At 64.7% G+C, this 19,457-nt stretch carries 22 protein-coding genes; 14 read left to right on the forward strand and 8 right to left on the reverse strand.

Translation table 11 applies throughout. From position 1 onward, the window contains the following. Positions 1 to 208: 208 nt before the first annotated feature. The 5 genes from arsC to aroQ all read right to left on the reverse strand — a co-directional run bounded on the left by arsC (position 209) and on the right by aroQ (position 3,232). Positions 209 to 547 (reverse strand): arsenate reductase (glutaredoxin), encoded by a 339-nt coding sequence (gene arsC / locus ACNI3R_RS04320; RefSeq protein WP_426180271.1) that lies wholly within the window; start codon positions 545 to 547, stop codon positions 209 to 211. Then, positions 544 to 936 carry an ACT domain-containing protein gene (locus ACNI3R_RS04325; RefSeq protein ID WP_426180272.1) on the reverse strand — a complete coding sequence of 131 codons (393 nt, stop codon included), beginning with the start codon at positions 934 to 936 and terminating at the stop codon, positions 544 to 546. Before ACNI3R_RS04325 ends, arsC begins: the two co-directional genes overlap by 4 nt. Continuing rightward, positions 909 to 2,261 (reverse strand): acetyl-CoA carboxylase biotin carboxylase subunit, encoded by a 1,353-nt coding sequence (accC, locus tag ACNI3R_RS04330; protein ID WP_426180274.1) that lies wholly within the window; start codon positions 2,259 to 2,261, stop codon positions 909 to 911. Before accC ends, ACNI3R_RS04325 begins: the two co-directional genes overlap by 28 nt. Before the next feature lie 5 nt (positions 2,262 to 2,266). Beyond that, the gene (gene accB, locus ACNI3R_RS04335; protein ID WP_426180275.1) at positions 2,267 to 2,719 is read right to left on the reverse strand and encodes an acetyl-CoA carboxylase biotin carboxyl carrier protein; all 453 of its coding nucleotides are present in this window, start codon (positions 2,717 to 2,719) and stop codon (positions 2,267 to 2,269) included. 72 nt (positions 2,720 to 2,791) lie between these two features. After that, positions 2,792 to 3,232: a type II 3-dehydroquinate dehydratase gene (gene aroQ / locus ACNI3R_RS04340; protein WP_426180277.1), complete on the reverse strand. Its 441-nt coding sequence runs from the start codon at positions 3,230 to 3,232 to the stop codon at positions 2,792 to 2,794. 84 nt (positions 3,233 to 3,316) lie between these two features. Between aroQ and thiS the strand changes: the two genes are divergently transcribed. Both thiS and ACNI3R_RS04350 read left to right on the forward strand, forming a co-directional pair. Further along, a complete protein-coding gene (thiS, locus tag ACNI3R_RS04345) occupies positions 3,317 to 4,324 on the forward strand; it encodes a sulfur carrier protein ThiS (protein ID WP_426180279.1) in 1,008 nt (335 codons plus the stop codon). Positions 4,325 to 4,328: 4 nt separating this feature from the next. Then, positions 4,329 to 4,976: an energy transducer TonB gene (locus tag ACNI3R_RS04350; protein ID WP_426180281.1), complete on the forward strand. Its 648-nt coding sequence runs from the start codon at positions 4,329 to 4,331 to the stop codon at positions 4,974 to 4,976. A gap of 51 nt (positions 4,977 to 5,027) precedes the next feature. Here ACNI3R_RS04350 and ACNI3R_RS04355 read toward each other — a convergent pair whose 3' ends face one another. From ACNI3R_RS04355 to ACNI3R_RS04365, 3 genes are all read right to left on the reverse strand, one after another. Beyond that, complete coding sequence (locus ACNI3R_RS04355) at positions 5,028 to 6,890, reverse strand: calcium-binding protein (RefSeq protein WP_426180283.1); 1,863 nt, start codon at positions 6,888 to 6,890, stop codon at positions 5,028 to 5,030. 466 nt (positions 6,891 to 7,356) lie between these two features. Next, the gene (locus ACNI3R_RS04360; RefSeq protein ID WP_426180285.1) at positions 7,357 to 8,757 is read right to left on the reverse strand and encodes a sensor domain-containing diguanylate cyclase; all 1,401 of its coding nucleotides are present in this window, start codon (positions 8,755 to 8,757) and stop codon (positions 7,357 to 7,359) included. A 144-nt stretch (positions 8,758 to 8,901) separates the two neighbouring features. Further along, a complete protein-coding gene (locus tag ACNI3R_RS04365) occupies positions 8,902 to 9,237 on the reverse strand; it encodes an antibiotic biosynthesis monooxygenase family protein (protein WP_426180287.1) in 336 nt (111 codons plus the stop codon). A 265-nt stretch (positions 9,238 to 9,502) separates the two neighbouring features. Here ACNI3R_RS04365 and ACNI3R_RS04370 point away from each other — a divergent pair, with 265 nt between their 5' ends. From ACNI3R_RS04370 to nadC, 12 genes are all read left to right on the forward strand, one after another. Then, positions 9,503 to 10,813, forward strand: a complete 1,311-nt coding sequence (locus ACNI3R_RS04370; protein ID WP_426180289.1) for a serine hydrolase domain-containing protein — start codon at positions 9,503 to 9,505, stop codon at positions 10,811 to 10,813. A gap of 163 nt (positions 10,814 to 10,976) precedes the next feature. Then, positions 10,977 to 12,416 (forward strand): 3-isopropylmalate dehydratase large subunit, encoded by a 1,440-nt coding sequence (gene leuC, locus ACNI3R_RS04375; protein WP_426180291.1) that lies wholly within the window; start codon positions 10,977 to 10,979, stop codon positions 12,414 to 12,416. Next, positions 12,413 to 13,240, forward strand: a complete 828-nt coding sequence (locus ACNI3R_RS04380) for an N-acyl homoserine lactonase family protein (protein WP_426180293.1) — start codon at positions 12,413 to 12,415, stop codon at positions 13,238 to 13,240. Before leuC ends, ACNI3R_RS04380 begins: the two co-directional genes overlap by 4 nt. Further along, positions 13,240 to 13,818 (forward strand): 3-isopropylmalate dehydratase small subunit, encoded by a 579-nt coding sequence (gene leuD, locus ACNI3R_RS04385; RefSeq protein ID WP_426181432.1) that lies wholly within the window; start codon positions 13,240 to 13,242, stop codon positions 13,816 to 13,818. Before ACNI3R_RS04380 ends, leuD begins: the two co-directional genes overlap by 1 nt. 85 nt (positions 13,819 to 13,903) lie before the next feature. Then, on the forward strand, positions 13,904 to 14,227 hold the full coding sequence (locus ACNI3R_RS04390) for a DUF1476 domain-containing protein (protein WP_426180294.1): 324 nt from the start codon (positions 13,904 to 13,906) through the stop codon (positions 14,225 to 14,227). Between the two features lie 3 nt (positions 14,228 to 14,230). Continuing rightward, entirely contained in the window at positions 14,231 to 14,464 is a 234-nt protein-coding gene (locus ACNI3R_RS04395; RefSeq protein WP_426180296.1) for a BolA family protein, read from the forward strand. A 66-nt stretch (positions 14,465 to 14,530) separates the two neighbouring features. Then, the gene (gene grxD, locus ACNI3R_RS04400) at positions 14,531 to 14,860 is read left to right on the forward strand and encodes a Grx4 family monothiol glutaredoxin (RefSeq protein WP_426180298.1); all 330 of its coding nucleotides are present in this window, start codon (positions 14,531 to 14,533) and stop codon (positions 14,858 to 14,860) included. Between the two features lie 9 nt (positions 14,861 to 14,869). Beyond that, positions 14,870 to 15,910 carry a glycerophosphodiester phosphodiesterase gene (locus ACNI3R_RS04405; RefSeq protein WP_426180300.1) on the forward strand — a complete coding sequence of 347 codons (1,041 nt, stop codon included), beginning with the start codon at positions 14,870 to 14,872 and terminating at the stop codon, positions 15,908 to 15,910. A 95-nt stretch (positions 15,911 to 16,005) separates the two neighbouring features. Continuing rightward, positions 16,006 to 16,545, forward strand: coding sequence for a type 1 glutamine amidotransferase domain-containing protein (locus ACNI3R_RS04410; protein WP_426180302.1), 540 nt, complete (start codon positions 16,006 to 16,008; stop codon positions 16,543 to 16,545). A 61-nt stretch (positions 16,546 to 16,606) separates the two neighbouring features. After that, entirely contained in the window at positions 16,607 to 17,476 is an 870-nt protein-coding gene (locus ACNI3R_RS04415; RefSeq protein ID WP_426180303.1) for an MBL fold metallo-hydrolase, read from the forward strand. A 21-nt stretch (positions 17,477 to 17,497) separates the two neighbouring features. Next, entirely contained in the window at positions 17,498 to 18,487 is a 990-nt protein-coding gene (gene nadA / locus ACNI3R_RS04420; RefSeq protein WP_426180304.1) for a quinolinate synthase NadA, read from the forward strand. Positions 18,488 to 18,611: 124 nt separating this feature from the next. Next, positions 18,612 to 19,457, forward strand: a complete 846-nt coding sequence (gene nadC, locus ACNI3R_RS04425; RefSeq protein ID WP_426180305.1) for a carboxylating nicotinate-nucleotide diphosphorylase — start codon at positions 18,612 to 18,614, stop codon at positions 19,455 to 19,457.

A 19,457-nucleotide genomic window follows, 5' to 3' on the forward strand; every position in this document is an offset into this window, starting at 1 on the left:
GCGATTGGGGATCAGAACGGCCTGACCATCCACCCAAGCTGCAGCGGCACTGTTAGTCGTGCCAAGGTCAATACCAATGATCATTCAGTCCCCGTCGCCCCGATCCGATGAGAGGGTTAGACGATCGCGATCATCTGACACAACAAGGCTTTGCAGCAATGATCCAAAGTGGCGCTTTTTCGCTGAGTGGTCTGTATGATAGCGTCTTTCAAAGAATCTCGCGGATCTTCTCGGGCGGGCGGCCGAGCCGGGCGCCTTTGTCGGTTTCCACCAGCGGCCGTTCGATCAGGATCGGATCGGCCGCCATCGCGTCGAGGATCGCATCGTCGCTGGCGCCCTTGAGCGCCTTGGCGCCGTCTTCGGCCTTGCGCAGCCCTTCGGCGGGCGACATGCCGGCCTTGGCATAGATCGCCGCAATCGCCGCGCGCGACGGGGGCGTCTTCAGATATTCGACCACCTCGACCTCGATGCCGGGCGTCGTTTCGAGGATCGCCAGCGCCTCACGCGATTTGGAGCAGCGGGGATTGTGCCAGATGGTGGCTTTCATGCGTCGTCTCCGAGCGAATAGAGAATGTCGAGCGCCTCCTGCCGGCGCGCCCAGGGAGCCAGGATATGATCGTGGCGGAAACCTGCGACGACATTGGCGGCAATCCCGGCTGCGGCGAGCGCGCCGGAGATTGCGGCGGTCAGGCCTACGGCCGCCAGATCGGAATGGACCGTCAGACTGATCCGCGCCCAGTCGCCGGCCGGGTCGGGCAGGACGATCGTCCAGCCCTCCTCCTCACGGATCAGGGCGAAGACGTCGATGGAGGGGGACTCCCCGACGTCCATCGCGCGGATCGCGTGGCGGCTGTCGTGCAGCACCGGCGCCATCGAGGCGATCAGCCTCGAAAGGTCGCGCTCGCCGGTCAGGCGTCGTCCTGTTCGGCCAGCCACTTCTCCAGCCACTTGATCGTATACGCGCCCTTCTGGAAGTCGGGGTCGTCGAGCAAGGCCTGGTGGAGCGGGATCGTCGTCTTGACGCCCTCGATCACGAACTCTTCCAGCGCACGCCGCAGGCGCTTCAGACAACCCTCGCGGTCGCGGCCATAGACGATCAGCTTGGCGATCATCGAGTCGTAGTAAGGCGGAATGCGATAGCCGGCATAAAGACCGCTATCGACGCGCACATGCATGCCGCCCGGCGCGTGGAAGGTCTTCACCAGGCCGGGGCTGGGGGCAAAGGTGCGCCAGTCCTCGGCGTTGATGCGGCACTCGATCGCGTGGCCGCGGAATTCGAGATCGGCCTGGGTCACCGACAGCGGCTTGCCTTCGGCGATCCGGATCTGCTCGCGGACCAGATCGAGACCGGTGATCGCCTCGGTCACCGGATGCTCGACTTGCAGGCGGGTGTTCATTTCGATGAAGTAGAACTCGCCATTTTCGTAGAGGAATTCGATCGTGCCGGCGCCGCGATAGCCCATATCGGCCATCGCGCGGGCGACGATGTCACCCATCTCGGTCCGCTGCGCATGGGTCAGGACGGGCGAGGGGGCCTCTTCGAGGACCTTCTGGTGGCGGCGCTGCAGCGAACAGTCGCGCTCGCCGACATGGATCGCATTGCCATTGCCGTCGCCGAACACCTGGAACTCGATGTGGCGCGGGTCGGCGAGATACTTCTCCATATACACCGTCGCGTCGCCGAACGCGGCTTTCGCCTCGGAGCCGGCCTGCGCCATCAGCGTCTCGAGCTGGCTTTCGTCGGGCACGACTTTCATGCCGCGTCCGCCGCCGCCGGAGGCCGCCTTGATCAGGACCGGATAACCGATCTGCGCGGCGATCTCCTTCGCCTCCTCCAGCGAGGTCAGCGGGCCCGGCGAACCGGGAACGAGCGGCAGGCCGAGCTTGGCGGCCGTCGTCTTCGCCTCGATCTTGTCGCCCATCGTCCGGATATGCTCGGGCTTCGGGCCGATCCAGATGAGGTTGTGCGATTCGACGATCTCGGCGAACAGCGCATTTTCCGACAGGAAGCCGTAGCCGGGGTGCACCGCATCCGCGCCCGATATCTCCGCTGCCGCGATGATGTTCGGGATGTTGAGATAACTCTCCGACGCCGCCGGCGGGCCGATGCAGACCGACTGGTCGGCAAGGCGCACATGCATCGCATCGGCGTCGGCAGTCGAATGGACCGCGACCGTCTGGATGCCCATCTCGTGGCAGGCGCGGTGGATGCGGAGCGCGATCTCACCACGATTGGCGATCAGGACCTTGGTTATCGCCACCGTCGTTACTCGACGATCACGAGCGGCTGGTCATATTCCACAGGCTGGCCGTTCTCGACCAGCACCGCCTTGATCGTGCCCGCGCGCGGCGCGGGGATGGCGTTCATCACCTTCATCGCCTCGACGATCAGCAGCGTCTGGCCGGCGGACACCTTGTCGCCCACGCTGACGAAGTTCTTCGCGCCGGGCTCCGGCGTCAGATAGGCGGTGCCGACCATCGGCGACTTGACCGCGCCGGGATGATCGCCGGTCGCCTCGACCGGAGCCGCGGCCGCCGGGGCCGGGGCTGCGACGGGCGCAGGCGCGGCGGCGGGAAGGGCATAAGCGGGGGCGGCGCCGACGGTCACGTTGCGGGCGACCTTGATCCGGCGTTCGCCGTCCTGAACCTCGATCTCGGTCAGGTTGGTATCATCGAGAAGTACGGCGAGCTGGCGCACCAGTTCCGGGTCGACCTGCATTGTTTTCCCCTGCGATTGATCGGCCATAGCGTTAATTCTTCCAGAAAATTCGTCTCGTGGCGGACGCCATTGTCAGATGCGCGCGGCTGCGTCCAGCGCCAGCATATAGGAATGCGCCCCGAAACCCATGATCGAGCCCTTCGCCGCGCGCCCGACATAGCTGACATGGCGGAAGCTTTCGCGGGCATGCGGGTTGGACAGATGGACCTCGATCACCGGCACCGATACGCCCTTGATCGCGTCGTGCAGCGCGATCGACGTATGGGTATAGGCGCCGGGATTGATCAGCACGGCCTTGGCCCCGCGCGCATGCGCTTCCTGGATCCAGTCGACCAGATGGCCTTCATGGTTGGATTGGCGCATGTCGATCTCCACCCCCAGTTCGAGGGCGCGGTCCTCGAGCATCGCCGCGATGTCGTCGAGCGTGGTGCTGCCGTAGATTTCGGGCTCGCGCGTGCCAAGCATGTTGAGGTTCGGTCCGTTTAGGACATAGATGACCGGACGATCCGCCACGCGGCTTGCCTTTCCATTGCGAGGGTGCGAGCCGCCTCCCTATATGGTGCCCCGACGCAAAGCGCAAAGCGCATTGGAGACCGCATGACCAATCCCGACGGCACGATCCAGCTCCGCATCAACGGCGAACATCGCCGGGTGCCCGCTGGCCTCACCATCGCGGAGCTCGCCCTCGATCTGGGGCTAGACCCGGTGAAAGTGGCGGTCGAACGCAATCTGGAGGTTGTCCCCCGCTCGACGCTGGGGCAGGTGCGGCTCGAAGACGGGGACGAACTCGAGATCGTCCATTTCGTGGGTGGCGGAGATCATGGCGTGACGGTGGACGACGACAGCTGGACGGTGGCGGGGCAGACTTTCCGGTCTCGCCTGATCGTCGGCACGGGCAAATATAAGGACTTCGCCCAGAATGCGGCGGCGGTCGAGGCGTCGGGCGCGGAGATCGTCACCGTCGCGGTTCGCCGGGTCAACATATCCGATCCCAAGGCGCCGATGCTGACCGACTTCATCGACCCGAAGAAGATCACCTATCTGCCGAACACGGCTGGTTGCTACACTGGCGAGGAGGCGATCCGCACGCTCCGCCTCGCGCGGGAAGCGGGTGGCTGGGAGCTGGTCAAGCTCGAGGTTCTGGGCGAAGCCAAGACGCTCTACCCCGACATGGTCGAGACGCTGCGCGCGACCGAGATCCTCGCCAGGGAGGGCTTCAAGCCGATGGTCTATTGCGTCGACGATCCGATCGCGGCCAGGCGGCTGGAGGATGCAGGCGCGGTGGCGATCATGCCGCTCGGCGCACCGATCGGCTCGGGCCTCGGCATCCAGAACAAGGTCACGATCCGCCTGATCGTCGAGGGCACCAAGCTGCCCGTGCTGGTGGATGCGGGCGTGGGCACCGCGTCGGAGGCCTCGGCGGCGATGGAACTGGGCTGCGCGGGGGTGCTGATGAACACCGCCATCGCGGAGGCCAAGAACCCGGTGATGATGGCGTCGGCAATGAAGCTTGCGGTCGAGAGCGGCCGCCTGGCCTATCGCGCTGGCCGGATGGGGCGCCGCATGTACGCCGACCCGTCGAGCCCGCTCGCCGGGTTGATCTGAAGATATGGCGATACTGGGGCCGCTGCTTGCACTCGCTGTAGTAGCGGCGCCTCAGCCGATCGGCCCGACAAACTGGGTGCCGCCAGAACACTCTCCATTGAGGGCGCTACGCAAAGAGAGGTCCGGCCATACCGGCTTTCGGCTGACGGTCTTGCCGTCCGGTAGGCCCCTGCGATGCGAGATCGAATACACGAGTGGGTGGGACGATCTGGACGAGCGAACCTGTCGGATGCTCATGAATAGGGCGCGGTTCAAACCCACCTTCGATCCCGAGGGTACGCCGGTCCATTCTGTCTATCGCAACGTCATTAGCTTCTGGATACCCGATGGGCCGCCGGCGCCGCTCCCGAAACCTTCCATGATAGATGTCTTGGTGATGCGGAAGGAGTTGCCAGCGGGCATGCCGGAGCCTGCCGCTGTCTACCTCGCCATAACGGTCGATACGGCTGGCGCGATAGGAGATTGCACGCCGTTCGTCCCGGAAGGTTTGGTTGACGCAAAGCGCGTCAAGCGGGCGTTCGAACTGATGAGCGAGTCCGCCTGCGGCTATCTCAGGCAGCATTATCAGCCCACAGCAGCGATAGACGCGGGCGGGCAAGCGGTCCCATCGATCCAGACCGCGAGAGTCGGCTTCACTCTGACTAAGAAATAGGGCCCGCCGCTTTACGTTCCGACGGAAGGTCGCTTCTCCTTCGTCGGGAGATCACGCGACGAAGCTGTCGCTTGCGATGCTCGTCCCCTGAATCCCGGCCAATTGGATGACGGCGGTGACCGTATCTGCGGTCCCCGCTGCGTTGTAGAACAGGTAGCTGTCCGAACCGACCTGCACGACCGCGAGATCCGTCGTCCCGGCGTGCCCGGCCAGCAGCGTCTGCGCTATGGTCTGCGCTGCGGCGACCGTCGCTGTGCTTCCGCCTTGCAGGACCGCGTCGGAAGCCACCGAAAAACCCAGCTTCAGACGATCGGTGCCGCCGGTGAAATCGAGGACGGCCGAGACATAGCCCGAAGGGTCGATGATGGCTGCGTCGCCGGCCGAAAAATCGAACAGGTCCGCGCCGTCTGCGCCGGTGAGTATGTCGACCCCGGCGCCGGCCCTGAGCGTGTCATTGCCGAGGTCGCCGGTCATGATGTCGTTGCCGAGGCCGCCGATCAGCAGATCATCGTCCTTGCCGCCACGCAATATGTCATTGCCGGCGCCGCCCAGGATCGTATCATTGCCTTCATTGCCGTTGATCTGGTCGGGGGCATCGCCGCCGTCGATGCTGTCATTGCCGTTGCTGCCCCGCAGCCGGTCGGCCCCACCGCCGCCGAGGATCGTATCATCGCCGCCGTTGCCGTCGACAAAGTCCTTGTCGTCCCCCGCGTCGATGTAATCGCCCTGATCGAGAGGGTTGGGGTTGCCGATGCTGCCGGCAACATCGACGAAAATATCGTTGCCATAGATATGATCGGCCCCCGACCCGCCTATAATCGTGTCGCTGCCAAACGTGTTGCGCGAGGTCGGGCTACCCCCACCATAGAGATAGTCGTTACCGGCCCCGCCATCGATGCTGTTGTTCCCGCCGCCACCGCCAATCGTGTCGTCGCCGATATCGCCCACTAGTTGATCATTGCCGCCCTCGCCGAACAACTGATCGTCGCCGGCTTCGCCAAAGAGCTTGTCCCCATTGGTACCGCCGATCAGATAGTCATTGCCGGCGCGCCCGAAAAACTCGACGCTTCCCGGCAGGGCACCCAGAACCTGCACGGCGAGATGGTCGTTGCCGGCACTTCCTACCACAGTTGAGAGTTCGGATGTGCCGGTACCACCGACGAACACCCGCTCCACGCCTTCGAAATTCACGGTCAGCGCGCCGATCGTGGCGAGGCCCTGTGTCATGTCGATCAGCGCGCCGTTACCCCCAAGGGCTGCTGATGAGATGATCAGATCGTCCCGGCCGCTTCCGCCATCAAAAGTTACCGTGGCAGGAACGGGTGACAGAGCGTTGATCAGAGAAAGCTGATCCAAGCCGCCATTTCCTGCGATCTGATCGTTACCGCCAACGTAACGGATCGACTCATCACCCGATCCGCCGATAATCGTGTCGTCGCCGCTGCCAGCTGTGATCGCGGCCCCGCCGTTCGAAAACTGTTCGCTGGAAAGGATGGTGAGCGATCGGGTCGTACTGCCCAACTGCACAACGCTGCTTTGGCTCAGGATAAGCCGTTCGATATCCACAGCCGATCCAACAAGATGGCCAGCCGGATGTCCGGATGTCGTGACTATCAGGCTCTGATCGCTGTTCGCCGAGATGGTCAGCAACAGAGGGGAATTACCGAGATCCAGCGTGTCCGTTCCGCCTCCTCCATCGATCATTGACTCCGGCGCCAGGGTAGGGACCGCAATCGGCGAAACCCGGAAGATGTCATCGCCTTCGTCGCCGAATAGCAGGTTCGTTCCGCCGCGCCCGTCGATGAGATCGTTGCCGCCGGCGCCCCGGATCGTGTCAGCGCCGCCATTACCGAAGAAATCGAGGTCATCGCCGATCAGAACGTCGTCGCCGGACGTTCCGTTGATGCTCGCCATTTCTCGATCCCTCTCAGTTGCCGCGCCAGCATTGCGTAGGTCCGCTGGCGGCACCTCGCCACCGAAGTTCGCGCCATTATGGAGCGATCGGACCTTTGCCCGACCCCGGTTGCATTGCCCGGTCGCAACGCGAGCTTTCGCCCGTATCAGGCTCGACGAAAACGGCTTACGGCGAAGCCTCGTATGTTTACGTAGAGAGGCAGCAACAAAGCTCCTCTACACGCCAGCTGGGGCGTTGTGGGGACGATCGATCATGGCGACGGATGTCGAACAGCATGTGTTTCTGCGGAAGCTGGCGCGGCAGGCTCTGGATAGCGCCATCGCGTCAGCCGCGACGGGCTCGGGCCTGCAGCGATGGCAGATCGCGCTCGATCGATTCGAGCGTTGCTCTCAGGCGTCCGAGGGACGGGGATGCGCGGATTGCGAATGTGTCCGCTATTGTCGCCACGCCACGATCTGAGCCGGATCAGGCGGCGGCGAGGGTCTCGCCGGCATAGCGGAAGATGGTGTTGCCTTCCCCCGACCGCTTGGCTTCGTACATCAGCTTGTCGGCGGCCTCCAATATGTCATCCCAGTGTGGATAGGCCTTGCCGTCGATCATCACGGCGCCCGCGCTGACGCCGATCGACCAGGGGCGCAGGCGGCATAGGTCGGCAATCTCTGCCTGGAAATGCGCAATGATCTCAAGAGCTCGCTCGCGGTCGATGTCGGGCATCAGCAGGACGAACTCGTCACCGGCGATCCGGCAGATCGAGTCCTGCGAACGCATCGATCGCTCCAGGCAGGCGGCGACGTCCGACAGGCATCGGTCCCCCTCTGCATGGCCGTAGCGGTCGTTGACCGCCTTGAAGCCGTCGAGATCGAGATAGGCGATGACCGTCGGGCGACCGGGCTTGCGGCCGAACTCGCTCTTGAAATGTTCGATCAGCCAGCGGCGGTTCGGCAAGCCGGTCAGCGGATCGTGCAGAGCCCTTTGCTCTGCCGCCTTTCTCTGTCCGATATCCTCCACGACGGCGACGAAAAACTCTGGCTTGCCGTGCTCGTCGCGGACCAGCGACACGGTCAGATTGGTCCACACCGCGCTGCCGTCCGACCGGATATAGCGCTTTTCGAGCATATAGGACGTCGAACGGCCCGACAGCAGGGCCTCGACATGGCGGACATCCGCTTCCAGATCGGCCTCATGGGTGATCTGCTGATAGCTGCTGTTCAGCAACATGGCGCGCGATCGCCCGATGACCTCGCAGAATTTGTCGTTCACCAGCAGGAAGCTGCCGTCCATCCCGACATGCGCCATGCCCACGGCGGCCTGCTCGAAGGTCGCGCGGAAGCGTTTGCCCATATGTTCGAGCGCACGATAGGCATCGTCGCGTTCCAGCGCCGCCAGTCCGGTCACGATCGTGCCTGCCAGCAACTGAGCGACGAGAAATTCCTCGTCACCGAAGCAATCGGCCTCGTGACCGAACAGCTTCAACGTACCGACGGCGCTGCCCTCGTAAAGGATCGGTGCGAGGATGATCGATCCGATCCCCGCCTTGCGGCAGAAGTCCGCATCCACACGATCATCGGCTTGAGTGTCGCGGCACAGCTGGCCGCGCTTTCCATCGATGCACTGACGGAAAAGTTCGCCGGTGACGGGTTGGCGCTGACCGAAATAGGCTGCGGCGGCCCCGCTCGCGGCCCGGCATTCGCGCTCGTCGAGATCGCACAGGTCGATCATCGCGCCGCTGGCGGTTAGCACCATGCGCAGCGCGCGCTCGACCACGAGCTGCATCAGCTCTCGGAGATCGCTTTCGATCGTGCTCGCCATCGATTGCAAGGCGAGCAGTTCGTGCGACCAGCTGGGATCAAGCCGGACATCCGGCATCGAAGCAAACTCCACTCGTACAGGTCGGCGCCTTTACAGCATGACGTGCAGAGATGAAAAATTCCTTCGCAGACGCGGGGCGTCAATTAGTCGAACTTTACTGGTTAACGTCGCTCGGACCGGCCGCTCTGGAGTGGCGCGGGCCTACTCCGCAGCCAAAGCGTCGGCCGACTCGTCGTGGGTCTTGCCTTCGACGATGACCGTCAGATGCTCGACCCGCGGAGGGTTCTGGAAGAAGGGGCCGCACAGCCGGCGCCACTGCAGGAAGGCATCGGAGTTGCGGAATTCGACCATATGGTCTTCGATTGTCTCCCACTCGACGAACATGCGATAGCGGCTGGGTTGTTCCATCGACCGGTGCAGGCGGAAAGCGAGGCAACCCTTCGAGGCGAGAAAGAGATCCTTGGCGACGGCGGCGGCGGCTTCGAAATCCCGCTCCTGTCCCGGCTTGATGTCGATTTCAGCCAGTTCCTTGATCATCCCATCCTCCCGTTGCCGGATGCATGTCCAAAAGGGCGTGAGAGGTCAACGGATTACATCCGCAATCGGTGCTTTTCCGGGCGGACTCGCATCGGCGAGGCCGGCTGCGGTGGACGGGGGCGTCGAAACGGCCATGCGATGAAGCCGGGCCTTCCGGCGATGGATGCGATGGTGCATGGGGGGATTGTTGGCTGTCGAGCGGCAGGGTGTCCTCTGCCCCCGATCAAGGCCGTTGTTCGATCATTCCGCAGGTTCCCTTCGCACCGTGACATCCGACAAGGTCAAGCCCGCCCGCCCCGACATGCCGCCGAGCGAGAAGCCGGTGGCCACCGTCATCCAGATCGAGCGGGGACTGGTGGTCGCGGGTGTCGTCTTCCTGGCGGTACTGATCGCGTTCATCGCTGCCGGTGGCATATATCTTCGCCGCGTCAGCGATGCGCCCAAGTCCGGCGCCGAGCGGCTGTCGGTCGACCTCAGCCGCATCGGCATCAGCAAGGCGGGCCCCCGCCGCATCGACTATGCGCGCCTCGATAGCCGGATGCGGCGGCTGGCCGAGAAGAAAGCCGTCGTCGGCGTAGCGATCGTGACGGTCGAGAATGGCGAGATCAGCTTCGCCAAGGGCTATGGCGTGACCAGCGACGGGCCGAACGGGCATCCGGTCGACGCGCACACCGTCTTCCGCTGGGCGTCGGTGTCGAAGGGTGTGGCATCGACGTTGATCGCCAAGATGGCCGAGCGCAAGATGCTGTCGCTGCGCGATCCGGTGTCGCGCTGGGCGCCATCGCTCAAGCTGCCGGAGAATGCGCAGGATGTGGCGACGCTCGACAATCTTCTCTCGCAGAGCCTGGGCATCTGGAAGAACGCCTATGATCAGGACCTGGAGGATGGCCGCGACCCGAAGGAGATACGGAGCCGCCTGAACCAGATCCCGCTGCTGTGCCCGCCGGGCAAATGCTACAGCTACCAGAATATCGCCTATGACGCCGCGAGTGAGGCGGCCGAGCGGGCGGGGCGCGCGACCTATGCCGATCTGGTCCAGCGCATGCTGTTCCGCCCGCTGGGCATGACCTCGGCGACGCTCAGCCGCGCCGAGCTGGAAGCCTCCGATAATTGGGCGCCTCCGCACCAGGGTCGCCGTGAATTGAAGGTGGCGGACGCCTATTATCGCACGCCGGCTGCGGGCGGGATCAATTCGTCGATCATCGATCTCGGCATATGGATGCGGGCGCAGATGGGCGGCGCGCCGCGCGTGCTGTCGCGCAAGGTGCTGCGCGAGATCCACAGCCCGCGCATCCGCACCTATTCGATCCATCGCCAGCGCGAGTTGGACCAGTCGCTCAAGGATGCGTCTTACGGTCTCGGCTGGCGCATCTGGCACTATCAGGGGCGCGAGGTGATCGGTCATCGCGGCGCCGTCGACGGCTATCGTTCACTGATCATCTTCGACCCCCTGCTGAAGTCGGGCGTCGCGATGTTGTGGAACTCCACGGCGGTCGAGCCGACCGGCATGCAGCTGGAGGTGCTCGACATGCTCTACAACCAGCCGTTCAAGGACTGGATGGAGCTCGACAAATAGAACTTTTTAGCTTTTGTGCGTAGGCGAAGCCTCGTCGGTCGACGGCTGGCGTTCGCGCGTCACCGCTGCACGGAAAGTTTGCGGCACATGCGAAAAGCGCAACTTTCGGAGATGATGATCAGTCTGCTTTGACATTATCGCGCCGTTGGCTAGATCGGCGCGCATGTCCAGCAAGCCACGCACCCTCTACGAGAAGATTTGGGACGCCCATGTCGTCGAGCGCCGCGACGACGGGACCTGCCTTATCTATATCGATCGCCACCTCGTTCACGAGGTCACCAGTCCCCAGGCGTTCGAGGCGCTGCGCGTCGCGGGACGCAAGCTGCGCCGGCCCGACCTGACGCTGGCGGTGCCGGACCATAATCTTCCGACCACGCCGCGGCTCGATGCCGAGGGGCGCCGCGTGCCGATCGCCGATCCCGAATCGGCTGCGCAGCTCTCCGCGCTGGAGAAGAACGCGCCGGAGTTCGGCGTTCGCTACATCGACGCGACCGATGCCGAGCAGGGCATCGTCCATGTCGTCGGCCCCGAGCAGGGATTCTCGCTCCCCGGCACCACGATCGTCTGCGGCGACAGCCATACCGCTTCGCATGGTGGTCTCGGCGCGCTCGCCTTCGGCATCGGCACGTCTGAGATCGAACATGTCATGGCGACCCAGACGCTGCTCCTCGCCCAGTCCAAGTCGATGGAAGTGCGCGTCGAGGGCAAGCTGGGCCTGGGTGTGTCGCCCAAGGATGTCGTCCTGCACATCATCGGCGTGATCGGCGCCGCCGGTGGCACGGGCTATGTCATCGAATATACCGGCAACGTCTTCCGCGAGATGTCGATCGAAGGCCGTCTGACCGTCTGCAACATGTCGATCGAGGGCGGCGCGCGCGCGGGCCTGATCGCGCCTGACGAGACGACCTTTGCCTATATCCAGGGCCGGCCGATGGCGCCGAAGGGGGCCGAGTGGGACAAGGCGCTCGCCTGGTGGAAGACGCTGCCGACCGACGCGGGGGCGAGCTATGACAAGGTCGTCGTGATCGACGCGGCCGACATCGCGCCGAGCCTCACCTGGGGCACCAGCCCGGAAGACGTCATTCCGGTGACGGGCGTCGTGCCCGATCCGTCGAGCTTCGCCGACGCGTCCAAGCAGATCGCCGCGCAGAAGTCGCTCGACTATATGGGCCTGACCCCCGGAACCCCGATCGAGCAGGTCGAGGTCCAGCATGTCTTCATCGGCAGCTGTACCAACAGCCGGATCGAGGATCTTCGCGCTGCCGCCGACATCGCGCGGGGCCGCAAGGTCGCGGCGAACATCCGCCAGGCGCTGATCGTGCCGGGCTCGGGCCTGGTCAAGCGCCAGGCCGAGGAAGAGGGCCTCGATCGCATCTTCATCGATGCGGGCTTCGAATGGCGCGAGCCGGGCTGCTCGATGTGTCTGGCAATGAACCCCGACAAGGTTCCCGCCGGCGAACGCTGCGCCTCGACCTCAAACCGCAATTTCGTCGGCCGCCAGGGTCCGGGTGCGCGCACCCATCTCGTCTCGCCGGCGATGGCGGCGGCGGCGGCGGTGACCGGCCGGCTGGCGGACGTTCGCACGCTGGAACCGCTCGGATGATCCGCACGCTCGCGGTCGCAGCGGCTATCGGCCTGTGGGCCGGTGGCGCGGCTGCAGCCACGCCCGGCACCGTCGAGAAGCTGTGGCGGCTCGATTGCGGGAAGGTGAGCGTCAACCAGCTCAACATCTTCTCGGACACGCAGTCCTACACCGGGCAGACGCGCGAGCTGGTCGGCAGCTGCTACCTGATCAAGGATGGCAATGCCTATATGCTGTGGGACACCGGGCTTCCGGCGTCCGCGCGCGGTGCGAAGGCCGATCCCAGCCAGCCGATGAACGCGCGGCTCGACCGGACGATCGTCGAGCAGCTGGCGCAGATCGGGGTCAAGCCCGAGCAGATCGGCCTGGTTGGCATCAGTCATTATCATTTCGACCACACCGGCCAGGCCGCTGACTTTCCTAAGGCCAAGCTGGTCATCGGGGCAGGGGACCTCAAGGTCGCGCGCGCCGACCCGGCGGTCGGCAGGCCGATCGCGCCCTGGCTGGCGGACGGCGCCAAGGTCGAGGGCGTCGAGGGCGACAAGGACCTGTTCGGCGACGGCAGCGTCGTGATGATCGCCCTCGGCGGGCATACGCCGGGGCATCATGGATTGCTCGTGCGCCTGCCGAGCGGGCGGATCGTTCTGCTGTCGGGCGACGTCGCGCATTTCCACGAAAATCTCGACAGCGATGGCGTTCCGACCTTCAACGTCGACCGCGCCGATTCGCTGGCGGCGATGGACCGTTTCCGCAAGCTCGGCGCTTCGCTGAAGGCGGTGTCGATCATCCAGCATGATCCCCGCGACGTCGCGAAGCTGCCCGCCTTTCCCGAAGGAGCCGAATGATGAATCCGATCCGCGAGATCGAGGGGCGGGCCTATCCGCTCGGCCTGAAGAATGTCGACACCGACGTGATCATCCCGGCGCCCTATCTGAAGACGATCACCCGCAAGGGGCTCGGCAAGGGCGCATTCGAATCGATCCGCGCGCAGCCGGGCAATGTGTTCGACAATCCCGAATATGCCGGCGCGAACATCGTGATCGCCGGTGACAATTTCGGCTGCGGGTCCAGCCGCGAACATGCCGCCTGGGCGCTGGCCGACATGGGTGTCGAAGCGGTCATCGCACCGAGCTTCTCGGATATCTTCTCGGGCAATGCGTTCAAGAACGGCATCCTGACGGTGGTCCTGCCGCAGGAAGCGGTCGACCGGTTGCTCGAAGTGGCGAAGACCCACCCGATCGCGATCGACCTCGACCAGCAGTCGGTGACGACGCCCTTCCAGGACCGCTTCACCTTCGAGATCGATCCGTTCCGCAAATATTGCCTGCTCAACGGCCTCGACGAGGTCGGCATGACGATGGCACGCGATGTCGCCATATCGGGCTATGAGCAGAAGATGGCGGCCGAGCGCCCCTGGCTCTGACGGCTGCGGGCCGGTCGCTGCGCAGTTGCGCGGGGCGGGCCGGATGCCTATCTGAGCGGGAGACCACAGGCGAACAGGGATTCAGATGACCACTTTCGACGATCGCGAACAGGCCTTCGAAAACAAGTTCGCCCATGATCAGGAGATGGCCTTCCGCATCACCGCGCGGCGCAACCGCCTCGTGGGGCAATGGGCCGCCGACATGATGAAGCTGACGGCCGAAGAGACCGACAGCTATGCCAAGTCGGTCGTCCAGGCCGATTTCGAGGAAGCCGGTGACGAGGATGTGATTCGCAAGATTCTCGGCGACCTCACCTCGGCCGGTGTCGAGATCGACGAAGCCGCGATCCGCACGGCGTTGGAGGCAAAGGCCGTCGAGGCGCGCCGCCAGCTGATGGAAGGCAAGTAAGTCATGCCGATGGCCGCGTCCGACATCGAGGCGATGATCAAGGCCGCGCTGCCCGACGCCCAGGTCGAGATCACGGATCTTGCCGGCGACGGCGATCATTATTCGGCGCGGGTCGTGAGCGAGAGCTTTCGCGGCCTCTCCCGGATCAGTCAGCAGCGTCTGGTCTATGATGCGCTGGGCGGGCGGATGGGCGGCGTGCTTCACGCGCTGCAGCTGAGCACCGGCATACCCGATTGATTTTTTGAAGAGCTTCGCGGCAGTTGGTCATCCGATTGTCGCGCAAATGTTCTAGGGAGTTTCGCAATGAGTGACGACGTTCAGGCCCGTATCGCGACGGCGGTCAGTTCGGCCGACGTTCTTCTGTTCATGAAGGGCACTCCGCTGTTCCCGCAGTGCGGCTTTTCCAGCCGCGCCATCGCGATCCTCGAGCATCTCGGGGTCGAATATGCGACGATCGACGTGCTCCAGGATCCCGGCATCCGCCAGGGCATCAAGGAGTTCTCCGACTGGCCGACCATCCCGCAGCTTTATGTGAAGGGTGAGTTCATCGGCGGTTCGGACATCATGATGGAAATGTACGAGGCCGGCGAACTGGCCGATCTGCTCGAAGAGAAGGGCGTGCCGCACGCCTGACATGACCCGATGCGCCGCCTCTTTCCTCTGATCGTGGCGGCGCTGATGGCGTCCACTCTCGACGCGCGAACGGTGATCATCGCGCATCGCGGTGCATCCGGCCTGCGCCCGGAACATACGGCGGCGGCTTACAAGCTGGCGATCGAACAGGGCGCCGACTTTATAGAGCCCGATCTGGTGATGACGAAGGACGATGTCCTCGTCGTCCGCCACGAAAATGAGATTTCGGGTACGACCGACATCGCCGACCATCCCGAGTTCGCCGATCGCAAGACGACCAAGACGATCGATGGCCGGGCGATCACCGGCTGGTTCACCGAGGATTTCACCCTCGCCGAACTCAAGACCTTGCGCGCCCGCGAGCGGCTGCCGGCGATGCGCCCGGGCAATCTCCGCTATGCCGACGAGCGCATCCAGACCTTCGACGAGGTGCTGGCGATCGCGAAGGGCGCGCCGCGCCCGGTGGGGGTCTATCCCGAGACCAAGCATCCGAGCTATTTCGCCTCGATCGGCAAGCCGCTCGAAAAGCCGCTGCTCGCGGCGCTCGCCAGAGCAGGCTTCACCCGGCGCGAGGATCCGGTCTTCATCCAGTCGTTCGAAGTGTCGAACCTGAAGGCGCTGCGCGCGCAGACGGCGATCCGGCTGGTTCAGCTGATCGATCCCGAAGAGGCGCCGTTCGACCAGCAAATGGCGCACACGGGGCTGACCCCGGCCCGCATGGTGACGCCGGACGGGTTACGGACGATCGCGACCTATGCCGATGCGATCGGCCCCTACAAGCTGATGATCGAACCGCGCGACGCGGAGGGCAGGGCGCTCGCGCCGACCAGCCTGATTGCCGATGCGCACGCCGCAGGCCTGCAGGTCCATCCCTGGACCTTCCGCAGCGAAAACGCCTTCCTGCCCGCCGGCGACCGGCGCGGGGTGGGGGATGCCGCGCGGGGCGATCCGGCGGCCGAATATCGGCGCTTCCTCGACTATGGCGTCGACGGATTGTTCAGCGACTATCCGGGCGACGCCGTCGCTGCGCGCGAAGCCTCCGGGAAATAGCATATCGCCCGGCGTGCCGGGCATCCTGGCGCAACGACCGGAACGGAGCGGGTCCTGTCTCGTTCCCCGGCTTCCCAACGCCGAGGACACGAGACATGACCGATATTACCAGAGCCAAAGTGCTGATCATTGCCACCGATGGTTTCGAGCAGTCCGAACTGTTCGATCCGCGCCAGGCCCTGCTCGATGCGGGCGCGCAGGTCGTGTTGGCCTCGAACAAGAGCGAACCGATCCAGGGCATGAAGCATGACGTGAAGGGCGACACGATCCGCCCCGACGCCTCGATCCACGATGTCGACCCCGCCGATTATGACGCGCTGCTGATCCCCGGCGGCGTCGCCAATCCCGATACGATGCGGATGGAGGAGGATGCGCTGAACATCGTCCGCGCCGTCTTCGACGCGGCCAAGCCTGTGGCTGCCATCTGCCATGGCCCCTGGCTGCTGGCCGAGGCGGACGTCATCGCCGGCCGCAAGCTGACAAGCTGGCCGTCGATCCGCACCGACCTGCTCAACGCCGGCGCGAATGTCGTCGACGAGCAGGTGGTGATCGATGGCAACCTCGTCACCAGCCGCAAGCCCGACGACATCCCCGCCTTCAACAAGGCGCTGATCGAAGTGATCGAAGCGGCCTGAAGTCCGGGCCCGCCGTCTTTAATGGGCGGCGGGCCTTCACATCGGGGGCGGGCGGTGCCACATGGCCAGCATGGAAGAGCAGGTCGTCGGCACAGCCCAGATGCAGCACCCGCTGGTGCGCCGGTTGCTGGCCGGCAACCCGACGCCCTTCACCTATACCGGTACCCAGACCTATCTCGTCGGCACGAGCGACGTTGCGGTGATCGATCCGGGTCCCGATATCGAGGCGCATGTCGATGCGATCGTCGCAGCGGTCGGCGATGCGCGCCTGTCCGCGATCGTCTGCACCCACACCCATCGTGATCACAGCCCGGCAGCAGCGCTGCTGAAGGCGCGCACCGGCGCGCCGATCATCGGTTGCGCGCCGCTGGTGCTCGACGATAGCGGCCCGCGCGCCGATGCGTCGTTCGACCGGAATTATACGCCCGACGACATCCTCGCGGATGGTGCTGTCCTGCAGGGCGAAGGTTGGACGCTTCAGGCGGTCGCCACGCCCGGGCACACCTCGAATCATATCTGCCTTGCCTTGCCGGAAGCGCGCTCGCTGTTCACCGGCGACCATGTCATGGGCTGGTCGACCAGCGTCGTCGTGCCGCCCGATGGTGACATGGCGCAGTATCTCGACAGTCTCGAGCGGCTGATGCACCGCGATCAGGACGAGATTTACTTTGCAGCGCACGGCGATCCGATCGAGCGGCCGCAGCGCTTCGTGCGCGGGCTGATCGGGCATCGCAAGCAGCGCGAGGGGCAGATATTGCGCCTGCTGGGCCGCGACGTCGGCGCGATCCCCGACATGGTCCTGCAAATGTATGCCGGCATCGATCCCAAGCTGCATCGGGCGGCAGGGTTGTCGGTGCTCGCACATCTGATCGATCTTGAGCGGCGCGGTATCGTCAGCCACGACGACGCGCTATGGAGCCTCGCGGCCTGAGCCGCCCTGGAGAGTGAATCGATGAACGCCGTTACCGAGAATCTGACGGGCCTCGACCTGCGCGCCGAGATAGAGCGGCTCCGCAAGGAGCGTAACGCCGTCATCCTCGCCCATTATTATCAGAGCCCCGAGATTCAGGACCTGGCCGATTTCGTCGGCGACAGCCTCGATCTCTCGCGCAAGGCGGCGGCGACCGATGCCGACGTGATCGCCTTTTGCGGCGTGCGCTTCATGGCCGAGGTCGCGAAGATCCTGTCGCCCGAAAAGACCGTGATCCTGCCCGACATGGACGCCGGCTGCAGCCTGGAGGACAGCTGTCCGCCCGAGGAGTTTGCCCGCTTCCGCGCCGCGCATCCCGATCATCTGGCGCTGACCTACATCAACTGCTCGGCGGCGGTGAAGGCGCATAGCGACATCATCGTCACCTCTTCCTCGGCCGAGACGATCCTGTCGCAACTGCCCGCCGACCAGAAGATCATCTTCGCGCCCGATCGCCATCTGGGCGGCTATTTCGCGCGCAAGACCGGCCGCGACATGCTGCTCTGGGAAGGCAGCTGCATCGTCCACGAGGCCTTCTCGGAAACCGAGCTGCTCAAGCTCAAGGAGCAGCATCCAGAGGCGCCTGTCGCCGCACACCCCGAATGTCCGGTGCACATCCTCGACCACGCCGATTATGTCGGGTCGACCCGCGGCATCCTCGACTATGTGCTTTGTTCGGACGCCGAGACTTTCATCGTGGCGACCGAGCCGCACATCATTCACCAGATGGAAAAGGCCGCGCCGCACAAGCGCTTTATCGGCGCGCCGGGCGCGGACGGGAACTGCAACTGCAACATGTGCCCGTACATGGCGCTGAACACGATGGAGAAGCTCTATCTCGCGCTGCGCGACCTGAGCCCGCAGATACATGTGGAGGAAGACACCCGCGTCAAGGCGAAGCGGTCGCTCGACCGGATGCTGGAGATGACCGGTGGCCTGTCGGGCCCCGACGTCGGGCGGCCGAAGCTTTAAGGACCGATCGTCGTCCCCGCGAACGGGGGGAATCCATGGCCTGCGAATCGCAAGAGGTTCGCCCTTCACCGAATATGGATTCCCGCCTTCGCGGAAGTGACGGCTAGCAGCGCAGGGATAGCGGATGACCTTCACCCTTCCGAACTTCGATCTCGATGCCTTCGTTCGCGCGACCCTGGCCGAGGATATGGGCAGCGGCGGGGATATCACCTCGGCCGCGACGATTCCGGCCGATGCGCTGTTCGAGGGCGAGATGGCCAGCCGTGACGCGATCAGCGTGGCGGGGCTGCCGCTGGCGGAGGCCTTCTTCCGTGCGCTCGACCCCGATGTGGAGATCGAGACGCTGGCCGCCGATGGCGACCGCGTCGCGCGTGGCGGCGTCCTCATGCGGCTGCGCGGCAAAGCGCGTGCGCTGCTGACCGCCGAACGTTCCGCACTCAACACCGTCCAGCATCTGTCCGGCGTGGCGACGCTGACGCGCAGCTATGTCGACGCCATCGCCGGAACCGGCGCAACCCTGCTCGATACGCGCAAGACCATCCCCGGCCTGCGCGTGCTGGAGAAATATGCGGTGCGGATGGGTGGCGGGACCAACCATCGGATGCGGCTCGACGATGCCGCCATGATCAAGGACAACCATGTCGCGGTCGCCGGCAGCATCGGCGAAGCGGTCCGCCGCGCGGTTGCCGCCGGGATCGCGCAGGTGATCGTCGAGGTCGATCGGATCGACCAGATCGAGCCGGCGCTGGGCGCGGGCGCCACCCATTTGCTGCTCGACAATATGGACCCGCCGACGCTCCGGGGCGCGGTTACCCTGGTCGGCGGGCGCGTGCCGACCGAAGCCTCGGGCGGGGTGCGGCTGGATACGATCAAGGCGATCGCCCAGACGGGCGTTACCTACGTCTCGGTTGGCCGTCTTACCCAGTCGGCACCGGCCGCCGACATCGGCCTCGACTTCCGGGCGGTCTGA

This window comes from Rhizorhabdus antheiae (assembly GCF_049889055.1).
Taxonomy (GTDB): Bacteria; Pseudomonadota; Alphaproteobacteria; order Sphingomonadales; family Sphingomonadaceae; genus Rhizorhabdus.

What these genes read in the sequence shown, in the direction of transcription:
- arsC (WP_426180271.1), bottom strand. Translation starts at nt 547, where the DNA reads ATGAAAGCCACCATCTGGCACAATCCCCGCTGCTCCAAATCGCGTGAG.
- accB (WP_426180275.1), bottom strand. Translation starts at nt 2,719, where the DNA reads ATGCAGGTCGACCCGGAACTGGTGCGCCAGCTCGCCGTACTTCTCGAT.
- thiS (WP_426180279.1), top strand. Translation starts at nt 3,317, where the DNA reads ATGACCAATCCCGACGGCACGATCCAGCTCCGCATCAACGGCGAACAT.
- ACNI3R_RS04350 (WP_426180281.1), top strand. Translation starts at nt 4,329, where the DNA reads ATGGCGATACTGGGGCCGCTGCTTGCACTCGCTGTAGTAGCGGCGCCT.
- ACNI3R_RS04355 (WP_426180283.1), bottom strand. Translation starts at nt 6,890, where the DNA reads ATGGCGAGCATCAACGGAACGTCCGGCGACGACGTTCTGATCGGCGAT.
- ACNI3R_RS04360 (WP_426180285.1), bottom strand. Translation starts at nt 8,757, where the DNA reads ATGCCGGATGTCCGGCTTGATCCCAGCTGGTCGCACGAACTGCTCGCC.
- ACNI3R_RS04365 (WP_426180287.1), bottom strand. Translation starts at nt 9,237, where the DNA reads ATGATCAAGGAACTGGCTGAAATCGACATCAAGCCGGGACAGGAGCGG.
- leuC (WP_426180291.1), top strand. Translation starts at nt 10,977, where the DNA reads ATGTCCAGCAAGCCACGCACCCTCTACGAGAAGATTTGGGACGCCCAT.
- ACNI3R_RS04380 (WP_426180293.1), top strand. Translation starts at nt 12,413, where the DNA reads ATGATCCGCACGCTCGCGGTCGCAGCGGCTATCGGCCTGTGGGCCGGT.
- leuD (WP_426181432.1), top strand. Translation starts at nt 13,240, where the DNA reads ATGAATCCGATCCGCGAGATCGAGGGGCGGGCCTATCCGCTCGGCCTG.
- ACNI3R_RS04390 (WP_426180294.1), top strand. Translation starts at nt 13,904, where the DNA reads ATGACCACTTTCGACGATCGCGAACAGGCCTTCGAAAACAAGTTCGCC.
- ACNI3R_RS04395 (WP_426180296.1), top strand. Translation starts at nt 14,231, where the DNA reads ATGCCGATGGCCGCGTCCGACATCGAGGCGATGATCAAGGCCGCGCTG.
- grxD (WP_426180298.1), top strand. Translation starts at nt 14,531, where the DNA reads ATGAGTGACGACGTTCAGGCCCGTATCGCGACGGCGGTCAGTTCGGCC.
- ACNI3R_RS04405 (WP_426180300.1), top strand. Translation starts at nt 14,870, where the DNA reads ATGCGCCGCCTCTTTCCTCTGATCGTGGCGGCGCTGATGGCGTCCACT.
- ACNI3R_RS04410 (WP_426180302.1), top strand. Translation starts at nt 16,006, where the DNA reads ATGACCGATATTACCAGAGCCAAAGTGCTGATCATTGCCACCGATGGT.
- ACNI3R_RS04415 (WP_426180303.1), top strand. Translation starts at nt 16,607, where the DNA reads ATGGCCAGCATGGAAGAGCAGGTCGTCGGCACAGCCCAGATGCAGCAC.
- nadA (WP_426180304.1), top strand. Translation starts at nt 17,498, where the DNA reads ATGAACGCCGTTACCGAGAATCTGACGGGCCTCGACCTGCGCGCCGAG.
- nadC (WP_426180305.1), top strand. Translation starts at nt 18,612, where the DNA reads ATGACCTTCACCCTTCCGAACTTCGATCTCGATGCCTTCGTTCGCGCG.